Here is a 19,459-nt window from a genome sequence, read left to right on the forward strand (position 1 = left end):
GGTCCCGGGGTTGTCGCGGGCGGGGCTATCGAGTTTCGTGATGGGTTGGATAGAAACTCATTGTTGGACAGAATACCTCGTGCCGGTGAGGGTGGAGGGATACCGACGGAGGGAGGCCCGGCGAATGACCACGGAGACCGGAAGCGGCGGCAGTGCGAAATCCCGTATGCGGGTGCCGGGATCACCCGGAAGTCCGGAGCGTCCCCGGGGTTTCGGTGTACTGCTGGCGGTGACCTTCCTGGCGTTCGTCGACTACGCGGCGCTGCTGCCGGTGGTGCCCCTGTGGGCGGCCGCCGGCGGCGCGGGCAGTGTGGCGGTGGGCGCGACCACGGGGGTCATGATGGCGGCCACCGTCGCCACCCAGCCGGCGGTGCCGTGGCTGTTCCGGATCGTGGAGCTGCGCACGATGGTGGCGGCCGGCGCGGTGCTGCTCGGGGCGCCGACACCGCTGTATCTGCTGTCCGCGCAGCCGGCGCCGATCATCGCGATCACGCTCCTGCGCGGCGTCGGGTTCGCGCTGGTGGTGACCGCGGGCGCGACTCTGGTCGCCGATCTCGCGGCCGAGGGCCGACTGGCCTCGGCGGCATCGCGGTACGGGGTCGCGGCGGCGCTGCCCAACCTCGTCGCGCTCGCCGGTGGAGTCTGGGCCGCGCGTACCTGGGGCTTCGGGATGGTGTTCTGGGGCGCCACGGTGGCCTGTCTGGCGGGTGCGCTGCTGGCGGTGCGGTTGCCGGCCGGGCGGCGCGGCCGGTTCCGGTTCACCTCGATGACCGATGCCGCCGGGATCGGGGCGCCGATCGTGCTGTTCCTGGCGACGGCGGCCTCGTTCGGAGCGGCCACCACGTTCCTGCCGGTCGCGGTCGAGGACCCCGGGACCGCCTTCTGGGCGCTGCTCGCGGCATCGGCCGGGCTGGTCTGCGCGCGGCTGGCGGCGGGGGCGTTCGGAGATCGCTACGGTGCCGGGCGGGTGTTGCCGTTCGCGGTGCCGGGTTGCGCGGCCGGGCTGGGATGCCTGGCCGCGTCCCTCGAGTCGGCACCGGGACTGCTGATCTTCGGAGCGGCCCTGCTGGGCGCGGGATTCGGTGCCTGCCAGAACGATTCGTTCGTGCTCACCCTCGAGCGCCTGGGCCGTGACCGCGGCGGAACGGCGAGCACGATCTGGAATATCGCCTACGACGGTGGCCTGGGTGCCGGGGCCGTCGCACTCGGCTGGTTCATCGGCAGCGCCGGGTACGCGGGCGCCTTCCTCGGTATGGCCGCGGTCGTGGGCGCGCTCGCATTGGTCCTCTTCCGGCTCCCCGGGCGACGGCTACCGTGATCGGGGCGGCCGCGGGCCCCGCCCGTCCGTAAACTCTGCGGGCGAAGCGGTTTCGCCGACAACGGGAGGAACGATGACTGTGGGGACCGGGTCGGCGGGACGTACCTACGTCGTCACGGGTTCGGCGTCGGGGATCGGCGCCGCCACCGTCGCGCTGCTGCGCGAACGCGGGGCGACGGTGATCGGATGTGATCTCGACGAGGCCGATATCCGGGCGGACCTGGCCACCGCCGAAGGCCGCCGGTCCCTGGTGGATAGCGTCTCGGCCGCCGGGCCGATCGACGCGGTGCTGGCCATCGCGGGCGGCGGCCGGACCGGGCTGCTGGAAACCAACTACTTCGGCGCCGTGGCGACCCTGCGCGGTCTGCGCCCGCTGCTGGCGCGCGGTCGCGCCCCACGCGCGGTGGCGGTCTCGTCGACGTCGTCACTCGCGCCGGCCGACGACCGGCTGATCCGGGCGTGTCTCGACGGCGACGAGGCCGGCGCCGTCGCGCTACTGGACGCCGACCCGGCCCTCGGAGGTCCGACCGGTGGTTACGGTGTCGCCAAACGCGCGCTCAACCGATGGGTGCGCAACAATGCCCCGGCTCCGGAATGGGCCGGGGCGGGAATCGCGCTCAACGCGGTCGCCCCGGGAGTCGTCGATACGCCCGCCGCCTCCTGGATCTTCGCCGACGAGCAGACCCGCGCCGCCGTGGAGGCCGCCGCACCGCAGCCGTTCGGTGGTTTTCCGGGCCGGCCGGAATGGATCGCCGAGGCCGTCTGCTGGCTGGCGAGCCCGGACAACCGTTTCGTCACCGGCCAGATCCTGTTCGCCGACGGCGGTGGGGAAGCGGCGGCGGTCGGCGACCTCCATTGGCGCTGACCGGGATCCCCGAGCCGCCGCCGGGAGCCTGCGGAGCGCACCGCCGTCCGGCGGCGTAATCGCCGGCACATCCGCGCCGGACCCGTCCGCCCGTGTCCCGGCTCACACTCCCGGGCACGTTCTCACCTGGTGAAAGGCGCCGTCGAGCGGCTGATAGGCTGCTTCGCGTAAGACATCCTTTAACGGACCGTCCTGTGAGGCGGGGAAGGAGGTCGGCATGGCTGTGCCCGAAGAACGGGCCGCCACGTCCGGCGCTGCCGAATCGACGCCACCCCAGCAGCGGCATACGCCGGAATGGGTGGCGGCGGGGCGGGAGCTGTTGTCTCCCTCCGATGTCGGCCGGACCGTCGCGCGCATCGCGCATCAGATCATCGAACGCACCGCCCTCGATTCGGGGGATTCCGAGGCGCCCCGGGTGGTGCTGATCGGTATCCCGACCCGCGGCACCACGCTCGCGACCCGGCTCACCGACAAGATCGAGGAATTCTCCGGAGTGCGCCCGGCGCTGGGATCGCTCGATATCACGCTCTATCGCGACGACCTGCGCAGCAAACCACACCGGCCGCTCGAACGGACCTCGGTGCCCGAGGGCGGGATCGAGGACGCGCTCGTCGTCCTGGTCGACGATGTGCTGTTCTCCGGACGGACGGTCCGGTCGGCGCTGGACGGGCTGCGCGATCTGGGCCGGCCCCGCGCCGTCCAGCTCGCCGTCCTGGTCGACCGCGGGCATCGCGAGTTGCCGATCCGGGCCGATTTCGTGGGTAAGAACGTGCCCACCGCGCGCACCGAGGACGTCTCGGTGCTGCTGACCGAACACGACGGCCGCGACGGTGTGTTCCTGCATCAGGGGGAGGGACAGTGAGACATCTGCTGACGGTGACCGATCTGGATCGCGACACCGCCACCGAACTGCTCGACGAGGCCGAACGGTTCGAACAGGCGCTACTCGGCCGCGAGGTCCACAAACTTCCCACCCTGCGCGGGCGCACGGTGATGACCGTGTTCTTCGAGAACTCCACCCGTACCCGGGTCTCGTTCGAGGTCGCGGGCAAGTGGATGAGCGCCGATGTGATCAACGTGAGCGCGAGCAGTTCCTCGGTGTCCAAGGGGGAGTCACTGCGCGATACCGCCCTGACCCTGCACGCCGCCGGTGCCGACGCGCTGATCGTGCGGCATCCGGCGTCCGGAGCGGCCCACCAGATCACCCGCTGGTTCGAGGACTGGTCGCGCCGTTCGGGTAGCGGGGTGCCGGCCGTGATCAACGCCGGCGACGGTACCCACGAACACCCCACCCAGGCCCTGCTGGACGCGCTCACGCTGCGGCAGCGGCTCGGCGATATCGCCGGGCGGCGGGTGGTGATCGTGGGCGATATCCTGCACAGCCGCGTCGCGCGGTCCAATGCCTTCCTGCTCGCGACCCTCGGCGCGGAAGTGGTGCTGGTGGCGCCGCGGACCCTGCTGCCGGTGGGCGTCGAGGGCTGGCCGGTGCGGGTTTCCACGGACCTGGATTCCGAACTGCCGGGGGCCGACGCGGTGCTGATGCTGCGGGTGCAGGCGGAACGGATGAACGGCGGTTTCTTCCCCTCGGCGCGGGAGTACTCGATCCGCTACGGCCTGTCCGAGCGCAGGCTGGCGCTGCTCGACGAGCATGCGGTGGTACTGCACCCCGGTCCGATGCTGCGCGGCATGGAAATCGCGTCGTCGGTGGCCGATTCGCCGCGCGCCGCGGTGCTGCAACAGGTGACGAATGGAGTTCATATGCGGATGGCGGTGCTGTTCCGCCTGCTGATCGGCGTGCAGGAGGCCGTGGCGTGAGCGGGTCAGGCCCGGAGGCGGGAGCGGAGCGTAACCCCGCAGGGCCCCCGCGAACGCCCGGGCAATACGGCGTGAGCGGGTCGGGCCCGGAGGCGGTGCTGATCACCGGGGCGCGTCTGTACGGGGACGGGGAGCCGGTCGATGTCCTGATCTCGGGTGGTGTCATCCGGGAGATCGGTACCGGTCCGGCCGCCGAGGACGCGGAGATCATCGACGGTACGGGACAGGTGCTGCTGCCCGGTTTCGTGGATCTGCACACCCACCTGCGCGAACCCGGCCGCGAGGACACCGAGACCATCGAATCCGGTTCGGCCGCGGCGGCACTGGGCGGGTATACGGCGGTCTTCGCCATGGCCAACACCTCGCCGGTCGCCGACACCCAGGTCGTCACCGATCATGTGTGGCGGCGCGGCCAGGAGGTCGGGCTCGTCGATGTGTACCCGGTCGGCGCGGTCACGGTGGGGCTCGACGGTAAGCAACTCGCCGAGATGGGCACCATGGCCGCCGGGGTGGGCGCGGTGCGGATGTTCTCCGACGACGGTCACTGTGTGCACGACCCGCTGATCATGCGGCGCGCGCTCGAATACGCCCGTTCGCTCGGCGTACTCATCGCCCAGCATGCGGAGGAGCCGCGGCTGACCCGGGGCGCGGTCGCGCACGAGGGTCCGACCGCGGCCCGGCTGGGCCTGGCCGGCTGGCCGCGGGCCGCCGAGGAATCCATCGTCGCCCGCGACGCGCTGCTGGCCCGCGACGCCGGCGCCCGGGTGCATATCTGTCACGCCTCCACCGCGGGCACCGTCGAACTGGTGAAATGGGCCAAGGAGCAGGGCATCGCGATCACCGCCGAGGTGACCCCGCATCATCTGCTGCTCACCGACGCCCGGCTCGAGACCTACGACGCGGTGAACAAGGTGAACCCGCCGCTGCGCGAACTCTCCGATACCGAGGCGTTGCGGCAGGCACTGGCCGACGGGATCGTCGACTGTGTCGCCACCGATCACGCCCCGCACGCCGAACAGGACAAATGCTGTGAGTTCGCGGCGGCCCGGCCCGGCATGCTGGGGCTGCAGACCGCCCTGTCGATCATCGTGGAAACGATGGTGCGGCCCGGGCTGCTGGACTGGCGCGGGGTGGCCCGGGTGATGAGCGAACGCCCCGCCGAAATCGTCGGGCTCGACGATCAGGGCCGGCCGATCGCGGTGGGCGAACCCGCCAACCTGGTGCTCGTCGACCCCGACACCACCTGGACCGTCGCCGGCGCGGAGCTCGCCAGTATCGCGAACAACACCCCGTTCGAGACGATGTCGCTACCCGGCCGGGTGACGGCCACGCTGCTGCGCGGACGGATCACCGCCCGCGACGGTGTGGTCGCCGCGGGCGCCGGCGCCGGGGCGGGAGAGCGCTGATGGAACGCACACTGTGGGTACTGCTCTGCGTCGCGCTGTGGCTGCTGGCGATGTATCTGATGTATCGCGGCTGGCGTAACCGCGCGGCCCGGCAGGCCGAGCGGATCGGTGAACTGCCGGCGGTACCGCAGGACACCGGCGCGCGAATCCTGGAACCGACCACGGGCCTCTACCTCGGCAGCACCATGGCGCCGAGCTGGCAGGACCGTATCGCGGTGGGCGATCTCGGCTACCGGGCCACCGCGGAACTGAGCCGCTACGAAAAGGGGATCCTGCTGGCACGCCAGGGCGCCACGGCGATCTGGATCCCGCAGGAATCCGTGACCGCGATCCGGACCGAACGCGGGCACGCGGGCAAGGTGATGACCGAAGGCGGGGTGCTGGTGATCCGCTGGACACTGCCCACCGGGACCGAGATCGACACCGGATTCCGCGGCGACGACAAGACGGTGTATCCGGCCTGGGCGCGGGCAACGACGGGAGACGACGAGAAATGACGAGCACGACGACGGCCGCGGCCCTGGTTCTCGAGGACGGACGGGTGTTCCGGGGCGCCTCCTACGGTGCCGTGGGCCAGACCCTGGGCGAAGCGGTGTTCTGCACCGCGATGACCGGCTACCAGGAGACCCTCACCGATCCGAGTTACCACCGCCAGATCGTGGTGGCCACGGCGCCGCAGATCGGCAACACCGGCTGGAACGACGAGGACGACGAATCGCAGCGGATCTGGGTCGCCGGGTACGCGGTACGCGATCCCGCGCGGCGTGCATCGAACTGGCGCGCCACCGGCACCCTGCCGGGGCAGCTGGAACAGCAGAACATCGTCGGTATCGCCGGCATCGACACCCGGGCGGTGGTGCGGCATCTGCGCAGCCGCGGGTCGATGAAGGCCGGGATCTTCTCCGGCCCGGCGCTGGCCGGGACCGACGAACTCCTCGGCCGGGTGACCGGCCAGCAGTCCATGCTGGGCGCCGATCTCGCCGGTGAGGTGAGCACCGAGCAGGTCTACACGATCGAACCCGCGGGCACGCCCCGGTTCACCGTCGTCGCGGTCGACCTCGGCATCAAATCCAATACCCCGCGGATGTTCGCCGAGCGCGGGATGCGGGTGCACGTGGTGCCCTCGTCGGCCACCCTGGACCAGATCCTGGAGCTGAAACCCGACGGCGCCTTCCTGTCCAACGGCCCGGGCGATCCGGCCACCGCGGACGGCGCGGTCGCGCTGACCCAGGGCCTGCTCGACAAGGGCCTGCCACTGTTCGGCATCTGCTTCGGCAACCAGATCCTGGGCCGGGCGCTGGGCCGCGGTACCTACAAGATGAAATTCGGCCACCGGGGTATCAACATCCCCGTGGTCGAACACGACACCGGCCGTATCTCCATCACCGCGCAGAACCACGGGTTCGCGCTGGAGGGGGAGCGCGGCGAACAGTTCGACACCCCGTTCGGCAAGGCCGAGGTCAGCCATGTCTGCGCCAACGACGGCGTCGTGGAGGGGGTGCGCCTGATCGACGGCCGCGCCTTCTCCGTGCAATACCACCCGGAAGCGGCCGCCGGGCCCCATGACGCCGCGTACTTGTTCGACCGGTTCGCCGGTCTGATGAAGGGAGCCTGATGCCACGCCGTACCGACCTCGAACATATTCTGGTCATCGGTTCGGGTCCGATCGTCATCGGTCAGGCGTGCGAGTTCGACTACTCGGGCACCCAGGCCTGCCGGGTGCTGCGGTCGGAGGGCCTGCGGGTCTCCCTGGTCAACTCCAATCCGGCGACCATCATGACCGACCCGGAATTCGCCGATTCCACGTACGTGGAGCCGATCACCCCGGAATTCGTCGAAAAGGTCATCGAGAAGGAACGCCCCGACGCGCTGCTGGCCACGCTGGGCGGGCAGACCGCGCTGAACACCGCTGTCGCGCTGCACGAGCGCGGAGTGCTGGAGAAGTACGGTGTCGAGCTGATCGGCGCCGATTTCGAGGCCATCCAGCGCGGTGAGGACCGGCAGAAGTTCAAGGACATCGTGGCGAGCGTCGGCGGCGAGAGCGCCCGCTCCCGGGTCTGCCACACCATGGACGAAGTCCGGGACACCGTGCGCGAACTGGGTTTCCCGGTGGTCGTGCGGCCCTCGTTCACCATGGGCGGGCTCGGCTCCGGAATGGCCTACAACGATACGGATCTCGACCGGATCGCCGGCGGCGGCCTGGCCGCCTCGCCCACCGCGAATGTGCTGATCGAGGAATCCATCCTCGGCTGGAAGGAATACGAGCTCGAGCTGATGCGCGACGGCCGCGACAATGTCGTGATCGTCTGCTCCATCGAGAACGTGGACCCGATGGGCGTGCACACCGGTGACTCGATGACCGTGGCGCCCGCTCTCACCCTCACCGACCGCGAATACCAGAAGATGCGCGATCTCGGTATCGCCATCCTGCGCGAGGTCGGCGTGGACACCGGCGGCTGCAATATCCAGTTCGCGGTGAATCCCGCCGACGGCCGCCTCATCGTCATCGAGATGAACCCCCGCGTTTCGCGCTCCTCGGCGCTGGCGTCGAAGGCGACCGGATTCCCGATCGCCAAGATCGCCGCCAAACTGGCCATCGGCTACACGCTCGACGAGATCGTCAACGACATCACGAAGGAGACGCCGGCCTGTTTCGAGCCGACCCTCGACTATGTGGTGGTGAAGGCGCCGCGGTTCGCGTTCGAGAAGTTCCCGGGTGCGGACCCCACGCTGACCACCACCATGAAATCGGTGGGCGAGGCGATGTCGCTGGGCCGCAACTTCTCCGAGGCGCTGGGTAAGGTCCTGCGGTCGCTGGAGACCAAGGCCACCGGTTTCTGGACCGTGGACGACGGCAGGTGGGCCCCGGCGTCCGGTGATCAGGCCGATATCGACGCCGCGATCGCCGAGATCCTCACCGATCTGCGCACGCCGACCGAGGGTCGTATCTATCAGGTGGAACGCGCCCTGCGGTTCGGTGCGAGCATCGAAGCCGTCGCCGAGGCGTCCGGGATCGACCCGTGGTTCGTCGCCGAGGTCGCCGGCCTGGTGGAATTGCGCACCGAACTGCTGGAGACCCCGGTCCTGGACGAGGCGCTGCTGCGGCGGGCGAAGTACCACGGCCTGGCGGATCGCCAGATCGCCGCGCTGCGGCCGGAACTGGCCGGTGAGGGCGGGGTGCGCGCCCTGCGGCACCGGCTCGGCGTGCGGCCGGTGTTCAAAACCGTCGACACCTGCGCGGCCGAGTTCGAGGCCAAGACCCCGTACCACTATTCCGCCTACGAGCTCGACCCCGCGGCCGAATCCGAGGTCGCGCCCCAGCCCGATCGCGACAAGGTGATCATCCTGGGGTCCGGGCCGAACCGGATCGGCCAGGGCATCGAATTCGACTACTCGTGCGTGCACGCCGCGCAGACCCTGTCGGCGGCCGGATACGAGACGGTCATGGTCAACTGCAACCCCGAGACCGTGTCCACCGATTACGACACCGCCGATCGCCTCTACTTCGAACCCCTCACCTTCGAGGATGTGCTCGAGGTCTATCACGCCGAATCCGAATCCGGCACGGTCACCGGAGTGATCGTGCAGCTGGGCGGCCAGACCCCGCTCGGTCTCGCCGAGAAGCTCACCGTCGCCGGGGTCCCGGTGGTGGGCACCAGCGCCGCGGCCATCGACCTGGCCGAGGACCGCGGCGAATTCGGCGACGTCCTGGTCGCCGCCGGGCTGCCCGCGCCGAAGTACGGCACCGCCACCACCTTCGAACAGGCTCGTAAGATCGCCGCCGATATCGGGTACCCGGTACTCGTGCGCCCGTCCTACGTGCTGGGCGGCCGCGGGATGGAGATCGTCTACGACGAACAGTCCCTCGAGGGCTACATCTCCCGCGCCACCGAACTCAGCCCCGAACATCCGGTGCTGGTGGACCGCTTCCTGGAAGACGCCATCGAGATCGATGTCGACGCGCTCTGCGACGGTGACGAGGTATTCCTCGGCGGTGTCATGGAACATATCGAGGAAGCCGGGATCCACTCCGGCGACTCGGCCTGCGCGCTGCCGCCGATCACACTGGGCCGCAGCGATATCGAGGCGGTCCGCCGCTCCACCATCGCGCTGGCCAAGGGCATCGGCGTCAAGGGCCTGCTGAACGTGCAGTACGCGCTCAAGGACGACGTCCTCTACGTCCTCGAGGCCAACCCGCGCGCCAGCCGCACCGTCCCGTTCGTCTCCAAGGCCACCGCCGTACCGCTGGCCAAGGCGGCCGCGCGGGTCATGCTCGGCGCCACCATCGCCGAACTGCGCGCCGAGGGCATGCTGCCCGAAGGCGACGGCGGGCACGTGCCCCTGGACGCCCCGGTCGCGGTCAAGGAAGCGGTCCTGCAGTTCCACCGCTTCCGCGGCCCCGACGGCAGCCAGGTCGATTCGCTGCTCTCCCCGGAGATGAAATCCACCGGCGAGGTCATGGGTATCGACGCCGATTTCGGGACCGCCTTCGCCAAGAGCCAATCCGCGGCCTACGGTTCGCTGCCCACCGAGGGCACCGTGTTCGTCTCCATCGCCAACCGGGACAAACGCGCCATGGTGTTCCCGGTGAAGCGCCTGCACGACCTCGGATTCCGCATTCTGGCCACCGCCGGCACCGCGGAAATGCTGCGCCGCAACGGCATCCCCTGCGAACAGGTGCGCAAGCATTCCGATCCGGTCTCCGGTGGGGGCGCCACACCGCCCGAGCCGTCCATCGTGGACCAGATCCGTGACGGTGAGGTCGATATGGTCTTCAACACTCCCTACGGCAACGCCGGCCCGCGCGTGGACGGTTACGAGATCCGCAGCGCCGCGGTGGGGGTGAACATCCCCTGCATCACCACCGTCCAGGGAGCGGCGGCCGCGGTCCAGGGCATCGAGGCCAGTATCTCCGGCGGGCTGGGAGTGCGTTCCCTGCAGGAACTGCATTCGGCGCTGCGTGGCTGACGGCGCGACGGTGACGGCGGGCCGGATCGGAACAGCGGAGGACGAGACGATGACGAGTACCTTCGGCCGGCGGCTCGCCGCCGCCCAGCGCGCCCGGGGACCGATCTGCGTCGGTATCGACCCGCATCCGGCCCTGCTCGCCGCCTGGGATCTCACCGACGACGCCGACGGCCTCGAAACCTTCGCCGAAATCTGCGTGGAGGCCTTCGACGGCATCGCCGCGATCGTCAAACCGCAGGTCGCGTTCTTCGAGGCCTACGGGTCGGCGGGAATCGCGGTCCTCGAACGCACCATCGAGGTACTGCGGGCCTCCGGGACCCTGGTCCTCGCCGACGCCAAACGCGGCGATATCGGCTCCACCATGGACGCCTACGCCCGCACCTGGCTCGGCGACGGGCCCCTCGGGGCCGACGCTGTCACCGTCTCGCCCTACCTCGGGTACGGGGCACTGCGGCCCGCCCTCGACCTGGCCGGCGCCAACGGGCGCGGGGTGTTCGTGCTCGCCGCCACCTCCAACCCCGATGCCGCCGAGGTGCAGCGGGCCGATACCGGCGGCCGCAGCCTCGCGCAGGCGATGGTCGACGCGGCGGCGGAGAGCAACCGCGGCGAAGAGCCCGGGTCGGTGGGGGTGGTGGTCGGTGCGACGCTGGCCGAGATCCCCGATCTGACCGGGTTGAACGGGCCGATTCTGCTGCCGGGAGTGGGGGCGCAGGGCGGTACGGCCGCGGCTGTGCGGGCGTTGCTCCCCGCGGCGGTGTGGCCGGCGGCGGTGCCGAGTGTGTCCAGGGACGTGTTGCGGGCCGGGCCGTCGGTGGGGGCGCTGCGGGGACGGCTGGGAGAGTTCCAGGACGAGTTCGCCTGGTTGGGGTAGGGGAGTAATTTCGGAGCAGCTCCGCTGCTCGAGGTTCGGCCCTTCTGAGCGTCTGCTGTCGGCCCTCGAGACTCGCGGCTGCGCCGCATGCGCTTCGAGGGCCGACAGCAGACGCGGGCCGAACCCTTTTCTTCGGGCACGTGGGATTCGTGGTGGGGAGGGGCTGTGGGGGGAGTTGTTCGGTGTCCGGAGCGGGTGGGGTCGCGTACCGGGTGGGGCCTGTGCAGTCGGGTGGGGGTATGGGGTGCGGCTGTGTTGGAGAGGTTTGCGGGTGGGTGGTCCAACCGGACTATTCGGACGGCGGGATCGGTCGGGGAACGGGGTGGTTCGGGTGGAATTTGCCCGGCGGGGTGCCTTCGGGGGTGTACGGCCGAAAATTTCCGAGAAAATTCCTGGTAGGGCGGTTGGAGGGTTGCCGGCGGGCGCGGCGGCGGGCTGGTTATCGGACCGCAACTGCGCCTTTTTCTCCAAAACTGCCTGTTGAAGCGGCATTTCGTGGTCCGGGCGGTGTGGCGGGGGCGGGTGGCAAGCTGCCGTGCGGCGTGGTCGGCAAGGGGGCGTTACCGGGTCCGATTCATGCCCTGACCTGGGGGGTGGGTTCGCAATCCGGGGGCGTCGTGGGTACGGTCGCTGAGACTGCCGGGTAGTTCGGCAGGTCTTGATGCAATGAACGATGAGACGGAGGAACCGTGGCCCTTCCCCAGCTGACTGATGAGCAGCGCGCCGCTGCTCTGGAGAAGGCGGCTGCCGCTCGCCGTGCTCGGGCGGAGCTCAAAGATCGCCTGAAGCGCGGCGGCACCGACTTGAAAGAGGTCCTCGGCCAGGCCGAGACCGATGAGATCATCGGCAAGATGAAGGTGCGCGCACTGCTGGAAGCCCTGCCCAAGGTCGGCAAGGTCAAGGCGGAGGAGATCATGAACGAGCTCGAGATCGCGCCGACCCGACGGCTGCGTGGTCTCGGTGATCGGCAGCGCAAGGCGCTGCTCGCCAAATTCGATCTCGGCGCCTGACACCCTCGGTGATCGAGAACATGACGAAGGGTCGGCTGGTTGTACTGGTCGGCCCCTCGGCCGTGGGCAAGTCCACCGTGGTGCGCTGTGTCCGCGAACGGCTGCCGGAACTGGTTTTCAGCGTCTCGGCGACGACTCGGGACCCGCGTCCCGGTGAAGTCGACGGTCGCGACTACCGGTTCGTCAGCCGGGCCGAGTTCGACGCGATGATCGAGTCCGGCGATCTGCTCGAATGGGCGGATATCCACGGCGGGCTGCAGCGGTCGGGTACGCCCGCCGCGCCGGTGCGCGCCGCCCTGGCGGAGGGGCTACCGGTCCTGATCGAGGTCGACCTCGAAGGAGCGCGATCGATCCGCCGGGCGATGGCGGAGGCCGTGCTGGTGTTCCTCGCGCCGCCCAGCTGGGAGGAGCTGGAGAACAGGCTGCGTAGCCGGGGCACCGAATCGCCGGAGGTCATCGAACGCCGGCTGGAGACCGCACGGGTGGAACTGGCCGCACGTGACGAGTTCGACACAGTGATCGTGAACGACACCGTGACCAGCGCCTGTGAGCAGTTGGTATCGTTGTTCGTCAGCACGAATTCCAATTCGTAGCCCGATGCGCGGCAGGTGAGTCGCCGCGTGTCCGAGCCACCGACCCCGCAGGAGCTTCCTCAGTGAGCAGTACGGATATCGCCGCGCCCGCCTACGACACCCCGGTCGGCCTCACCAATCCGCCGATCGACGAGCTGCTGGACCGCACCTCGTCCAAGTACGCCCTGGTGATCTACGCCGCCAAACGCGCCCGCCAGATCAACGACTACTACAACCAGCTGGGCGACGGAATCCTCGAATACGTCGGCCCCCTGGTCGAGCCGCTGCCGCAGGAGAAGCCGCTGTCGGTGGCGATGCGGGAGATCCACAGCGATCTGCTCGAGCACACCGAAGGCGAATAACAACCCGCTGACGGGGCGAACGGCCGATAGGGCAGGAGGCGCGCTATGGCGCGGGTAGTTGTCGGGGTGGGCGGCGGAATCGCCGCGTACAAGGCGTGCGCCCTGGTGCGGCGGTTCACCGAGACCGGTCATACCGTCCGGGTGATCCCCACCGAAGCGGCGCTGCAGTTCGTGGGCAAGGCGACCTTCGAGGCGCTGTCCGGCCACCCGGTGCACACCGGGGTGTTCGCCGATGTGCCCGAGGTCCCGCATGTGCGCCTGGGGCAGGAGGCCGAACTGGTCGTCATCGCCCCCGCGACGGCGGACCTGATGGCCCGGGCCGCGCACGGCCGGGCCGACGATCTGCTCACCGCGACCCTGCTCACGGCCCGATGTCCCGTCCTCTTCGCGCCCGCGATGCATACCGAGATGTGGGAGCACGCCGCGACCGTGGCGAATGTCGCGGCGCTGCGCGCCCAGGGCGCCACGGTGATGGAGCCGGCGTCCGGCCGTCTCACCGGCACCGATACCGGCCCCGGCCGCCTGCCCGAGCCCGAGGAGATCTTCGGGCTGGCGACGCTGCTGCTCGAACGCACCGACGCCGTGCCCCGCGACCTGGAGGGCAAGCGGGTCGTGATCACCGCGGGCGGTACCCGGGAACCGCTGGACCCGGTGCGTTTCCTGGGCAACCGCAGCTCCGGCAAACAGGGGTACGCGCTGGCCCGGGTGGCCGCCCAGCGCGGCGCGCAGGTGACCCTCATCGCGGGCAACACCATCGAGATGGCGCCGCCGGCCGCGGTCGAACTGGTGCATATCACCACCGCCGACCAGCTCAAAACAGCCGTGGACAAACACGCGGTGGGCGCGGACGCGGTGATCATGGCCGCCGCCGTCGCGGATTTCCGGCCCACGTCGGTGGCCGCCGCCAAGATCAAGAAGGGCAAGGCCGAGCCCGAGAGCATCGCGCTGTCCAAAACCGAGGATATTCTCGCGGGTCTGGTCCAGGCGCGGCGCGAGGGGCAACTGCCCGGTACCGCGATCGTCGGATTCGCCGCCGAAACCGGTGACGACGACGGTGACGTGATCACCCACGCCCGCGCCAAACTGGCCCGGAAGGGGTGCGACCTGCTGGTGGTCAACGCGGTCGGTGAGGGCAAGGCGTTCGAGGTCGACACCAACGACGGCTGGCTGCTGGGGGCCGACGGAAGCGAGCAGGCGCTCGATCACGGCTCCAAAGCACTGCTGGCCAGCCGGGTCCTGGATGCTCTGGGGTCGTTGCTGCGCTGAGTCCGGCGCCGTCGGGGACCCGGCCCGGTGCCGGGTTCGGCTCGGCGTGATTCGAACTCTCCGCGTTCCCGCCGCCCCCGTCCACCGGGTATCGACAGGGGGCCTGACCAGCGTGCACGCCGCCGCCGGCCGGGGCGGGCATACCGGACGCGGAAAATCACCGGCCACGGGCGTACTGTTCGGAAACCTGTCCGGCGGACTGCTCGGAAGCTCCAATCGGTCGGCCCGTTCTAATAGTCTGAGAGTCCGGGGTGATGACCGCTAGCCGTGCGCTACGGTCCATCTGGGACACGAGTAACCGTTGAGGAAGAGGGAAACTGTGCGCACGTCCGGTAGCCGGCTATTCACCAGTGAGTCCGTGACCGAGGGTCACCCGGACAAGATCTGTGACGCCATCAGCGATTCCATCCTCGACGCCCTGCTGTCCCAGGATCCGCGCAGCCGGGTGGCCGTGGAAACCCTCGTGACCACCGGTCAGGTGCATGTCGCCGGCGAGGTCACCACCGAGGCCTACGCGGATATCCCGCATATCGTCCGGGAGAAGATCCTGGAAATCGGATACGACTCCTCGGCAAAGGGTTTCGACGGCAACTCCTGCGGTGTGAACATCGCGATCGGCTCCCAGTCGCCGGATATCGCGCAGGGCGTCGACACCTCGCACGAGGCGCGGGTCGGCGGTTCCGACGACGAGATCGAACAGCAAGGCGCCGGTGACCAGGGCCTGATGTTCGGTTACGCCAATACCGACACGCCCGAACTCATGCCGCTGCCGATCGCGCTCGCGCACCGGCTGTCCCGCAAGCTCACCGAGGTCCGCAAAACCGGCGTGCTGCCCTACCTGCGCCCGGACGGCAAAACCCAGGTCACCATCGAGTACGACGGTGACAAGGCCGTACGGCTGGATACCGTGGTCCTGTCCACCCAGCATGCCGCCGATATCGACCTGGACAACCTGCTGGCCCCCGATATCCGCGAGAAGGTCGTCGACGCGGTCCTGGCCGATATCGCCATCCCCGATCTGGATATCTCCGATATCCGCCTGCTGGTGAACCCGACCGGAAAGTTCGTGCTCGGTGGCCCCATGGGCGATGCCGGCCTGACCGGCCGCAAGATCATCGTCGACACCTACGGCGGGATGGCGCGGCACGGCGGCGGCGCCTTCTCCGGTAAGGATCCGTCCAAGGTCGACCGGTCCGCCGCCTACGCCATGCGCTGGGTCGCCAAGAACGTGGTCGCCGCGGGTCTGGCCGACCGGGTGGAGGTGCAGGTCGCCTACGCGATCGGCAAGGCGGCTCCGGTCGGGCTGTTCGTCGAGACCTTCGGCACCGAGAAGGCCGATCCGGCGCGTATCTCCTCGGCCATCGCCGAGGTGTTCGATCTGCGTCCGGGCGCCATCATCCGCGACCTGGACCTGCTGCGGCCGATCTACGCGCCGACCGCGGCGTACGGGCATTTCGGCCGCACCGATATCGACCTGCCCTGGGAGCGCACCGACCGCGCGGAGAAGCTGCGCGCCGCCGCGGGACTGTAGGTCTCCGCTCGCGTGGCGCGTCCGGCGTCCGGCAATCCGGCGGAACCCGGGTTGCCGGGTATGCCGGACGCCCCGGAGGCCCGCGCGGCCGCGGCCGGCGCGCCGGTGCGGTCCCGCGCGGGAACGCGTCGTCGGCCCCCGGCGCGGGATGCGGGTGAATCGGAGCAGCCGACCCATCCGATCGCCCGGGTGCTGCCGTTGCTCACCCCGGCTCATCTGGACCGTGACTTCGACTATCTGGTGCCGCCGGAGTTCGACGAGATCGCCCGGCCCGGGGTTCGTGTCCGGGTGCGGTTCGCCGGGCGGCTCGTGGACGGTTACCTGCTGAGCCGCCTCACCGAATCCGACCATCAGGGCACCCTCGTGCGCCTCGAGCGGGTGGTCTCGCCGGAGCGGGTTCTCACTCCGGAGATCCTCCGGCTCGCCACGACGGTCGCGGCGCGCTGCGCCGGCACGCGCGCCGATGTGCTGCGGCTGGCGATCCCGCCCCGGCATGCGCGCGTGGAGAACGGCGGATCCGCGAAAAGCGCCGCGAAGCAGAAGATCCGGAAGGCCGAGGCAGGCCCGGAGGCGCCGGAAACGGAGTCCGGGCACGAGGGGCCGGAGCCGCGCGTCGGCCCGCTGCCGGACGAGCCGGTTACCGGAACGGATCCGGCGGAGCCCGTCGGATCCGCCGATGCCGGCACCCGGGACCCTGCGCCCGATCTCCCGACACCGGCGGACGGCGAGAGCTCACAGACGGGCCGCGAGAGCGATTCGGAGCAGGACGCCGGCGAAACGCGGGTGCCCCCAGGGGAATCGGACCTACCGGCAGAGGCGGACGGGGACGCCTGGCGGCGATACCGGCACGGTGACGCCTTCCTGTCGGCCCTGGCCGGCGGCCGGGGTCCCCGCGCGGCCTGGCAGGCGCTGCCGGGGGAGGACTGGGCCCGTCGTCTGGCCGAACTGGCCGCCGTCGTCTGCGCGGCCGGGCGCAGCGCGATCCTGATGGTCCCGGACCAGCGTGATCTGGACCGGGTCCTGCGGGAATGCGAACAGCTCGTGGGTGAGCGCGCGGTCGGGTTGTCCGCCGGGCTCGGCCCCGCCGCCCGTTATCGGCGCTGGCTGGCGATCCTGCGCGGGACCGCGCGGGTGGTCGTGGGGACGCGCAGCGCGGTGTTCGCGCCCGCGGTGGATCTGGGGCTCGTCGCCCTCTGGGACGACGGCGATGACACCTATGCCGAACCGCGTTCGCCGTATCCGCACGCGCGTGAGGTCGCCATGCTCCGCGTACACGAGACGGGCGCGGCATTCGTGGCGGCGGGGTTCGCGCGCACGGCGGAGATACAGGCCGTTGTCGAATCGGGCTGGGCGCACGACCTGCTGGCCGACCGTGCGACCCTGCGCGCCGCCGCGCCGCGGATCACCGCACCGGGCGATTCCGATATGGCCCTCGAACGTGATCCCATCGCCCGCGCGGTGCGGATACCCGGGGCGGCGTTCGCCGCGGCCCGCCGCACCCTCGCCGCCGGGCACGGGGTGCTGGTCCAGGTGCCGCGGCGCGGCTATGTACCGGCTCTGGCCTGCACGAAATGTCGCGTCCCCGCCCGGTGCCGGCACTGTGTGGGCCCGCTGTCGCTGCCCGGCGCCGATCCGGGCGCCGCCGGAGATCAGACGCCGCAGAGCCCGGTGTGCCGCTGGTGCGGACGCACCGAGGCCGCCTTCCGGTGCCCGTCCTGCGGTGGCCGGGCCCTGCGCGCGGTCGTCATCGGGGCGGCGCGCACGGCCGAGGAACTGGGCCGGGCCTTCCCCGGAGTGCCGATCCGGGGCTCGAGCGGATCGGCGATCCTGGACACCGTTCCACCCGGACCGCAGGTCGTGGTGGCGACGGTCGGCGCCGAACCCGTGCTACCCGGCGGATACGGTGCCGGGCTGCTGCTGGACGGCTGGGCACTGCTGGGCCGCGCGGATCTGCGCGCCGCCGAGGACACCCTGCGCCGCTGGCTGGGCGCGGCCGCGCTGGTGGCGCCGGACGGGCAGGTGCTGGTCATGGCCGATCCCGCCGTGCCGACCGTGCAGTCGCTGCTGCGCTGGGATCCGACCGGCCACGCCGCCGCCGAACTGACCCAGCGGGCCGAAGTGGGCTTTCCGCCCGCCGCGCGGATGGCAGCGGTCGACGGCACCCCCGATTCCGTGGCCGATCTTCTCGCTGTGGCCGATCTACCGCCGGGGGTGGAGGTTCTCGGTCCGGTCCCGCTGCCCGTCGCCGCCCGGATGCCCGCCGGAACCCGCGGCGACGGCGACAGCGGTCCCCTCGAGGTGGAGCGGGTGCTGTTGCGCGCTCACCGCGCACAGGGCGGCGCCCTCGCCCGCGCGCTCACCGCCGCGCAGGCGATCCGGAGCAGTCAGCGCGCGGACGCTCCGCTGCGCGTACAGATAGATCCCCTCGATATCGGCTGACCGGCCGCGACCCGCGGTCTGCCCGGCCCGCCCGGACGCAGCCGGATCCGCCGCCACGATTCCGGTGGCCGCGGCCGGCTCGCGTACGACACCGGGGCCGGGGATCAGCCGATCGAGTGCGCGGGCCGCCGCACGGGCCCCGGTGCGGGCAGCCGCGCGTGCGGTCGTAGTGGGTGGCCTCCCGGTGGCAGTCGAGCGAATGACCATCATCCCGGTCCGGGAATTCTCCGGCGACTCTTGCGTTGGATAGATTGCCGATATATCGTCGATGCTATGCAAACAGATCGAGTAGCACAGGAGGCTGCTATGGAACACATCGAGAACGCGGAATTTCGCAAGGGTGGCCGGGGCCGCTGGTCCCGGCGGCAGCGGCCGGGCGCCGATTTCGGACCGGGGGGAGCCTCGTTCCGGCACGGCGGGCCGCCCGGATTCGGTCCGGGCTTCGGGCCGCAGTTCGGTCCGGGCTTCGGACCCGGGTTCGGTGGCCCGGGCTTCGGTCCGGGCTTCGGGCGCGGCCGGGGCCGCGGCGGTCGCGGCCGGCGCGGTGACGTGCGGGCGGCGATTCTGCTGCTGCTCACCGAACGCCCGATGCACGGCTACGAACTCATCCAGCAGATCCGGGAGCGCAGCGACGATCTCTGGCGGCCCAGCCCGGGGTCCATCTACCCCGCACTGTCCCAGTTGGAGGACGAAGGGCTCATCACGATCGAGAAGGTGGCCGGCCGTAAGACCGCGCAACTGACCGAGACAGGTAACACTCATGTCACCGAACACCGGGAAGAACTCGGCGATCCCTGGGCCGAGGTCAAGGAGGGCGTAAGCGAGCACACCAGTGATCTGCGCGCGCTGATCCCGCCGCTCATGGGCGCTGTTGCCCAGGTCGCGGCGGCCGGCACACCGGAGCAGGCGGCCCAGGCGGCCGAGGTGCTCACCGGCGCGCGGAAAGCCTTGTACCGCATCCTCGCAGAGGATGAGACACCGGAAAAGTAACGGGGTGATCAAGACCCGGTGCCCCGGTTTCCCGCAGGGCCGGCAG

Annotated in this window: 16 protein-coding genes; all 16 read left to right on the plus strand. The window is 70.4% G+C overall.

Annotated features, from left to right (window positions below; translation table 11 throughout):
* Nucleotides 1-124 precede the first annotated feature (124 nt).
* Nucleotides 125-1,318 carry an MFS transporter gene (locus ACZ6SF_RS01765; RefSeq protein WP_466059812.1) on the plus strand — a complete coding sequence of 398 codons (1,194 nt, stop codon included), beginning with the start codon at nt 125-127 and terminating at the stop codon, nt 1,316-1,318.
* Between the two features lie 73 nt (nt 1,319-1,391).
* Nucleotides 1,392-2,183 (plus strand): SDR family oxidoreductase, encoded by a 792-nt coding sequence (locus ACZ6SF_RS01770; protein WP_466059814.1) that lies wholly within the window; start codon nt 1,392-1,394, stop codon nt 2,181-2,183.
* 217 nt (nt 2,184-2,400) lie between these two features.
* Nucleotides 2,401-3,045, plus strand: coding sequence for a bifunctional pyr operon transcriptional regulator/uracil phosphoribosyltransferase PyrR (pyrR, locus tag ACZ6SF_RS01775; protein ID WP_466059816.1), 645 nt, complete (start codon nt 2,401-2,403; stop codon nt 3,043-3,045).
* On the plus strand, nt 3,042-3,998 hold the full coding sequence (locus ACZ6SF_RS01780) for an aspartate carbamoyltransferase catalytic subunit (protein WP_466059818.1): 957 nt from the start codon (nt 3,042-3,044) through the stop codon (nt 3,996-3,998). Before pyrR ends, ACZ6SF_RS01780 begins: the two co-directional genes overlap by 4 nt.
* Nucleotides 3,999-4,069: 71 nt before the next feature.
* Nucleotides 4,070-5,404, plus strand: coding sequence for a dihydroorotase (locus ACZ6SF_RS01785; protein ID WP_466059820.1), 1,335 nt, complete (start codon nt 4,070-4,072; stop codon nt 5,402-5,404).
* Nucleotides 5,404-5,901 carry a PH-like domain-containing protein gene (locus ACZ6SF_RS01790; protein ID WP_466059822.1) on the plus strand — a complete coding sequence of 166 codons (498 nt, stop codon included), beginning with the start codon at nt 5,404-5,406 and terminating at the stop codon, nt 5,899-5,901. Before ACZ6SF_RS01785 ends, ACZ6SF_RS01790 begins: the two co-directional genes overlap by 1 nt.
* The gene (gene carA / locus ACZ6SF_RS01795) at nt 5,898-7,019 is read left to right on the plus strand and encodes a glutamine-hydrolyzing carbamoyl-phosphate synthase small subunit (RefSeq protein ID WP_466059824.1); all 1,122 of its coding nucleotides are present in this window, start codon (nt 5,898-5,900) and stop codon (nt 7,017-7,019) included. Before ACZ6SF_RS01790 ends, carA begins: the two co-directional genes overlap by 4 nt.
* Nucleotides 7,019-10,372, plus strand: coding sequence for a carbamoyl-phosphate synthase large subunit (gene carB / locus ACZ6SF_RS01800; protein WP_466059825.1), 3,354 nt, complete (start codon nt 7,019-7,021; stop codon nt 10,370-10,372). The genes carA and carB overlap by 1 nt, the downstream gene beginning before the upstream one ends.
* 49 nt (nt 10,373-10,421) lie before the next feature.
* Nucleotides 10,422-11,243 carry an orotidine-5'-phosphate decarboxylase gene (gene pyrF, locus ACZ6SF_RS01805; protein ID WP_466059827.1) on the plus strand — a complete coding sequence of 274 codons (822 nt, stop codon included), beginning with the start codon at nt 10,422-10,424 and terminating at the stop codon, nt 11,241-11,243.
* A 689-nt stretch (nt 11,244-11,932) separates the two neighbouring features.
* Nucleotides 11,933-12,253, plus strand: a complete 321-nt coding sequence (gene mihF / locus ACZ6SF_RS01810) for an integration host factor, actinobacterial type (RefSeq protein ID WP_033241619.1) — start codon at nt 11,933-11,935, stop codon at nt 12,251-12,253.
* Between the two features lie 20 nt (nt 12,254-12,273).
* Nucleotides 12,274-12,846, plus strand: coding sequence for a guanylate kinase (gmk, locus tag ACZ6SF_RS01815; RefSeq protein WP_466059830.1), 573 nt, complete (start codon nt 12,274-12,276; stop codon nt 12,844-12,846).
* A 62-nt stretch (nt 12,847-12,908) separates the two neighbouring features.
* Entirely contained in the window at nt 12,909-13,187 is a 279-nt protein-coding gene (gene rpoZ / locus ACZ6SF_RS01820; RefSeq protein WP_033241620.1) for a DNA-directed RNA polymerase subunit omega, read from the plus strand.
* 45 nt (nt 13,188-13,232) lie between these two features.
* Nucleotides 13,233-14,453 carry a bifunctional phosphopantothenoylcysteine decarboxylase/phosphopantothenate--cysteine ligase CoaBC gene (gene coaBC, locus ACZ6SF_RS01825; protein WP_466059832.1) on the plus strand — a complete coding sequence of 407 codons (1,221 nt, stop codon included), beginning with the start codon at nt 13,233-13,235 and terminating at the stop codon, nt 14,451-14,453.
* Between the two features lie 319 nt (nt 14,454-14,772).
* Complete coding sequence (metK, locus tag ACZ6SF_RS01830) at nt 14,773-15,984, plus strand: methionine adenosyltransferase (RefSeq protein WP_466059834.1); 1,212 nt, start codon at nt 14,773-14,775, stop codon at nt 15,982-15,984.
* Between the two features lie 60 nt (nt 15,985-16,044).
* The gene (locus ACZ6SF_RS01835; protein ID WP_466059836.1) at nt 16,045-18,423 is read left to right on the plus strand and encodes a primosomal protein N'; all 2,379 of its coding nucleotides are present in this window, start codon (nt 16,045-16,047) and stop codon (nt 18,421-18,423) included.
* A 306-nt stretch (nt 18,424-18,729) separates the two neighbouring features.
* Nucleotides 18,730-19,413 carry a PadR family transcriptional regulator gene (locus ACZ6SF_RS01840; protein ID WP_466059838.1) on the plus strand — a complete coding sequence of 228 codons (684 nt, stop codon included), beginning with the start codon at nt 18,730-18,732 and terminating at the stop codon, nt 19,411-19,413.
* Nucleotides 19,414-19,459 lie beyond the last annotated feature (46 nt).

The organism is Nocardia sp. NPDC049935, from assembly GCF_055586645.1.

Excerpts from the sequence above, each read along its gene's own strand:
- ACZ6SF_RS01765 (WP_466059812.1), top strand. The coding sequence starts at position 125 with ATGACCACGGAGACCGGAAGCGGCGGCAGTGCGAAATCCCGTATGCGG.
- pyrF (WP_466059827.1), top strand. The coding sequence starts at position 10,422 with ATGACGAGTACCTTCGGCCGGCGGCTCGCCGCCGCCCAGCGCGCCCGG.
- carB (WP_466059825.1), top strand. The coding sequence starts at position 7,019 with ATGCCACGCCGTACCGACCTCGAACATATTCTGGTCATCGGTTCGGGT.
- ACZ6SF_RS01790 (WP_466059822.1), top strand. The coding sequence starts at position 5,404 with ATGGAACGCACACTGTGGGTACTGCTCTGCGTCGCGCTGTGGCTGCTG.
- pyrR (WP_466059816.1), top strand. The coding sequence starts at position 2,401 with ATGGCTGTGCCCGAAGAACGGGCCGCCACGTCCGGCGCTGCCGAATCG.
- gmk (WP_466059830.1), top strand. The coding sequence starts at position 12,274 with ATGACGAAGGGTCGGCTGGTTGTACTGGTCGGCCCCTCGGCCGTGGGC.
- ACZ6SF_RS01770 (WP_466059814.1), top strand. The coding sequence starts at position 1,392 with ATGACTGTGGGGACCGGGTCGGCGGGACGTACCTACGTCGTCACGGGT.
- carA (WP_466059824.1), top strand. The coding sequence starts at position 5,898 with ATGACGAGCACGACGACGGCCGCGGCCCTGGTTCTCGAGGACGGACGG.
- ACZ6SF_RS01840 (WP_466059838.1), top strand. The coding sequence starts at position 18,730 with ATGGAACACATCGAGAACGCGGAATTTCGCAAGGGTGGCCGGGGCCGC.
- ACZ6SF_RS01835 (WP_466059836.1), top strand. The coding sequence starts at position 16,045 with ATGCCGGACGCCCCGGAGGCCCGCGCGGCCGCGGCCGGCGCGCCGGTG.
- coaBC (WP_466059832.1), top strand. The coding sequence starts at position 13,233 with ATGGCGCGGGTAGTTGTCGGGGTGGGCGGCGGAATCGCCGCGTACAAG.